Source organism: Arthrobacter sp. 05L45_2 (genome assembly GCF_056397525.1).
In genome coordinates this window covers 1-4,178 of sequence record NZ_JBFTNO010000240.1, presented here as the reverse complement: position 1 = coordinate 4,178, position 4,178 = coordinate 1, and the positions used below count along the sequence as shown (strand labels likewise).

The 4,178-nt window shown below is 68.9% G+C and carries 5 protein-coding genes; 1 reads left to right on the top strand and 4 read right to left on the bottom strand.

The annotated features are described in order from the left end of the window. Both AC1DHD_RS14670 and hisI read right to left on the bottom strand, forming a co-directional pair. Positions 1-1,005 (bottom strand): chorismate-binding protein (locus tag AC1DHD_RS14670; RefSeq protein ID WP_476880417.1); only part of this gene is annotated, 1,005 nt, incomplete at its 3' end. 69 nt (positions 1,006-1,074) lie between these two features. After that, positions 1,075-1,506, bottom strand: a complete 432-nt coding sequence (hisI, locus tag AC1DHD_RS14665; RefSeq protein ID WP_476880416.1) for a phosphoribosyl-AMP cyclohydrolase — start codon at positions 1,504-1,506, stop codon at positions 1,075-1,077. Between the two features lie 144 nt (positions 1,507-1,650). Here hisI and AC1DHD_RS14660 point away from each other — a divergent pair, with 144 nt between their 5' ends. Further along, the gene (locus tag AC1DHD_RS14660) at positions 1,651-2,295 is read left to right on the top strand and encodes a TIGR03085 family metal-binding protein (RefSeq protein ID WP_476880415.1); all 645 of its coding nucleotides are present in this window, start codon (positions 1,651-1,653) and stop codon (positions 2,293-2,295) included. 91 nt (positions 2,296-2,386) lie between these two features. Here AC1DHD_RS14660 and hisF read toward each other — a convergent pair whose 3' ends face one another. After that, the gene (gene hisF / locus AC1DHD_RS14655) at positions 2,387-3,163 is read right to left on the bottom strand and encodes an imidazole glycerol phosphate synthase subunit HisF (protein ID WP_476880414.1); all 777 of its coding nucleotides are present in this window, start codon (positions 3,161-3,163) and stop codon (positions 2,387-2,389) included. A gap of 64 nt (positions 3,164-3,227) precedes the next feature. Then, on the bottom strand, positions 3,228-4,070 hold the full coding sequence (hisG, locus tag AC1DHD_RS14650; RefSeq protein ID WP_476880413.1) for an ATP phosphoribosyltransferase: 843 nt from the start codon (positions 4,068-4,070) through the stop codon (positions 3,228-3,230). Positions 4,071-4,178: the final 108 nt, after the last annotated feature.

Below are 4,178 nucleotides of genomic sequence, written 5' to 3'. Positions count from 1 at the left end.
GTCCGCCTCGATGGTCTTGCCGCGGGGCCGTGAGCCGGCGATCGGGTGGGTGATGACTTCCTCGCCGGTAACGGTGACAAGGGCCTCCGGGGAGGAGCCCACGATCGAGTACTGCCGGCCGGCKGCGTCCTCGAGGCTGAAGATGTACATGTAGGGGCTCGGGTTCGTGTTCCGCAGGACCCGATACACGTCCAGCGGGTCGGCCCCGCAGTCCATTTCGAACCGACGGGAGATCACCACCTGGAAGACCTCACCGTCGACGATCGCCTCCTTGCCGCGGTCCAGGGCGGCCAGGTACTCGTTTTCGTCCCAGCGTTCCTGCACGCTGGAGGCGAAGTCCAGGGCCGCCGACTGCAGCACGGACACCGGCTGCTCCGTCGGGGTGCTGACCTTGGCCAGCAGGTTCTTGACCCGGGCGACGGCGTCATGCCAGGCCTCGTCAACGCGTTCGGAGCTGTTGTCGAAGTTGATCGCGTTGGCGATCAGCAGCACGGTGCCGTCCATGTTGTCGTGCACGGCCATGTCGGTGACCAGGTTCAGCGCCATTTCCGGCAGCTCGAGGTCATCCTCCGGCGGGCTGGTCAGTTTTTCCCAGTGCCGGACGGTTTCCCAGCCGAGGAAGCCCACCAGGCCGGAGGTGAACGGCGGCAGCCCGTCGAACCGGTCGGTGTGCAGGGCGCGGACCGTGTCGCGGATGGCGTCCACCGGGCTGCCGTCGAGGGGCACACCCACCGGCGGCTCGCCGAGCCAGTGCGCCTGGCCGTCCTTGGTGGTCAGCGTGGCGCGGGAGCGGGCACCGATGAACGAGTAGCGGGACCACGCGCCACCCACCGCAGCGGATTCCAGCAGGAACGTGCCCGGCTGGCCCTGCGCGAGTTTCCGGTAGAGCCCGATGGGGGTTTCGGCGTCGGCCAGGACTTTCAGCCGGACCGGAATGACGCGGCTGTGGCCGGCGAGTTCCCGGAACTCCTCCAGGCTGGGGCTGATGATTCCGAGGTCCTGCATGGCTGCGTAGTCCGCCTGTTCTGGTTGGTCTGAAGCTGGTGGGGTGCCGGTGTGTGCTGCTGCGCCGGCTCAGTCGGCCTGGCCGACGACGGCGTCCAGCGCGCGTCCGTCGAAGCACGTCCGGGTTCCGGTGTGGCACGCGGCGCCCACCTGGTCCACCCGGACCAGCAGGGCGTCGCCGTCGCAGTCCAGGGCGAGGGATTTGACCCACTGCACGTGGCCGGATGTGTCGCCCTTGCGCCAATATTCCTGCCGGGATCGGGAGTAGAACGTGACCCGCCCGGTGGTCATGGTGCGGTGCAGTGCCTCGTCGTCCATCCAGCCAAGCATCAGCACCTCGTTGGTGTCGAACTGCTGGACGATCGCGGCCACCAAGCCGGCGCTGTCACGTTTGAGGGACGCCGCCAGGTCCGGCTGCAGAGGACCGGCAGGGTGCCCTGACCCGGGGTCCGCGGGACCGGCGGTCGAGGGTACGGGGGCGGGGGCAGGCTGCTCAGACATCACCACAAGTCTAGTGCCTCGGCGCGCGGGGCCGCCCGGCGCGTGCAGCCCCGCGCTTAACATGGCCGCCAATAGCCCGCCGAGGCCAAAACCACGGCCCTTCCTGTGCACACTGGCGGGCGTCTCGTGCTAGTTTCACAAGTGATGCATTTCGTCGATCCGTCCCGAGAAGTTCTGGCCGAAACCTTGCTGGCGGCCGGTCCGGACTCCCCCACGCTCTGCAAGGGCTGGCTCACGCGCGACCTCGCCGCGCACCTGTACCTGCGGGAGCGCAAAGCCCGCGTTGGACTGGGGCTGCTGCTCAAGCGGCTGGCCAAAGCTTCCGACCAGGCCACGGCCGAGCTCGCCTCCGAGGTCAGCACCCCGGACGCCTACGCCAAGCTGGTCAACACCTTCCGCGCCGGACCCCCGGCGCTCTCCCCCATGCGGATCAAGGCCCTGGATGAGAGCTCGAACCTCATCGAGTACTTCGTCCACACCGAGGACGTCCGCCGTGCCGTGGACCGCTGGGCACCGCGCGCCCTGGATGAGGCCTACTCGGACGCCCTCTGGGACGAACTGATCAAACGCGCCGCCATCCTGTACCGCGGCGTGGACCTGGGCATTGTGCTGGTGCGGCCGTCCGGTCCGCGGCATGTTGCCAAACGCGCTCCCGTGTCGGTGGCCATCGTCGGCGAACCGGGCGAACTCCTGATGCACGCCCACGGCCGCACCCGCCACGCGCTGGTGACGTTCGAGGGCCAGCCCGACGCCGTCGCACTGCTGCAGTCCGCCGAAGTCGGCCTCTAGTCCCCACCCGCTCCCTAACCTCGCAAGCTCGGCCAGGGAACCCTGCGGGCGTGGGCCCAGGCACTAGCAAGGTTGGCTTGGACAAACCCGGTTAGCGGACGTCGAAGCCGGCGGCACGGATGGCGGCCTTGACCTGGGCGATCATGTCCAGCGGACCAAAGTGGAACACCGACGCCGCCAGGACGGCATCGGCACCGGCAGCCACGGCCGGCGGGAAATGTTCGGGCCGGCCGGCGCCGCCGGAGGCGATCAGCGGCACCTTGACGCTGGCGCGGGCCAGCCGGATCAGTTCGAGGTCGAAGCCGTCCTTGGTGCCGTCGGCATCAATCGAGTTGAGCAGGATCTCGCCCACCCCGCGGTCGGCGGCCTCGCGCGCCCAGGCCAGCGCGTCGATGCCCGTGCCCTGCCGGCCGCCATGGGTCGTGACCTCAAACCCGGAGGGTGTTGGCTGGGAGCCCGGGCGGGTGCGCCGCGCGTCCAGGGACAAAACCAGGACCTGGGAGCCGAAATGCCGGGTGATCTCGTCAATGACTTCGGGCCGGGCGACGGCGGCGGTGTTGATGGCGGCCTTGTCCGCGCCGTAGCGCAGCAGTTTGTCCACCTCCGCCACACCCCGGACGCCGCCGCCAACGGTCAGCGGGATGAATACTTCCTCGGCGGTGCGGCGGACGACGTCGAACGTCGTCTCCCGGTTGCCCGAGGACGCGGTGACGTCGAGGAACGTCAGTTCGTCGGCGCCGCCGTTGTCGTACCGGTGCGCGAGTTCCACGGGGTCGCCGGCGTCGCGGAGGCCCTCAAAATTGATTCCCTTGACCACACGGCCGGCGTCGACATCCAGGCACGGGATCACGCGGACGGCTACGGTCATGGCTGCTCCCGGGCTGGGCGGACAAAGGGCGGGGTGAAGGTTGATGGCTGCACGGCTGGCCCGGCTAGATCCGGCAGGCGTGGATACTGCTGACCAGGATGGCGCGGGCGCCGAGGTCGTACAGCTCGTCCATGATCCGGTTGGTGTCCCGCTTGGGCACCATCGAGCGGACGGCCACCCAGTCCGAGTCCCGCAGCGGCGACACGGTGGGCGATTCGAGGCCCGGCGTGAGGGCGGCGGCCTGCTCGACCAATTCCTTGCGGATGTCGTAGTCCATCAGCACGTACTGGCGGGCCACCAGCACACCCTGCAGGCGGCGGATCAGCACGGCGGTGGCGGGGTTCTGCTTGCCCTTGCGGCCGATCAGGACCGACTCGGAGTGGAGGATCGGCTCGCCAAAGATTTCCATTCCGGCGGCCTTGAGCGTGGTACCGGTCTCGACGACGTCGGCAATCGCGTCCGCGACGCCGAGCCGGACGGAGGACTCGACGGCGCCGTCGAGCCGTACCACCTTGGCGTTGATCCCGCGCCCGGCGAGGTAGCCGCGCAGCAGTCCGTCGTAGCTGGTGGCGAGGCGCTTGCCTTCAAGCTGGTCGATGGCTGTGAAGTCCCCCACCGGGCCGGCGAAGCGGAAGGTTGAGGCGGCGAATCCGAGCGGCAGCAGTTCCTCTGCTTCGACCTCGGCATCGAGGAGCAGGTCGCGGCCGGTGATGCCGACGTCCAGCGTTCCCTGGCCGACGTACACGGCGATGTCGCGGGGGCGGAGGAAGAAGAATTCACTGTCGTTGTCCGGGTCCACCATGACCAGTTCGCGGCTGTCGCGGCGCTGGCGGTAGCCGGCCTCGGCGAGCATGGCGGAGGCGGCTTCGGACAGGGATCCCTTGTTCGGGACGGCAACTCTAAGCATGGGAGGTTCTTTCTGGTGAGGACGTCATCGGTACAGGCACTGCGGGCCACGTGATGCGCCGCTCCCACGGACCTGGGGTCCGCGGGAACGGTGCGGCGTGGCTAGAGA

Coding starts and splice junctions, on each gene's coding strand:
- AC1DHD_RS14660 (WP_476880415.1), top strand. CDS start 1,651: ATGCATTTCGTCGATCCGTCCCGAGAAGTTCTGGCCGAAACCTTGCTG.
- hisI (WP_476880416.1), bottom strand. CDS start 1,506: ATGTCTGAGCAGCCTGCCCCCGCCCCCGTACCCTCGACCGCCGGTCCC.
- hisF (WP_476880414.1), bottom strand. CDS start 3,163: ATGACCGTAGCCGTCCGCGTGATCCCGTGCCTGGATGTCGACGCCGGC.
- hisG (WP_476880413.1), bottom strand. CDS start 4,070: ATGCTTAGAGTTGCCGTCCCGAACAAGGGATCCCTGTCCGAAGCCGCC.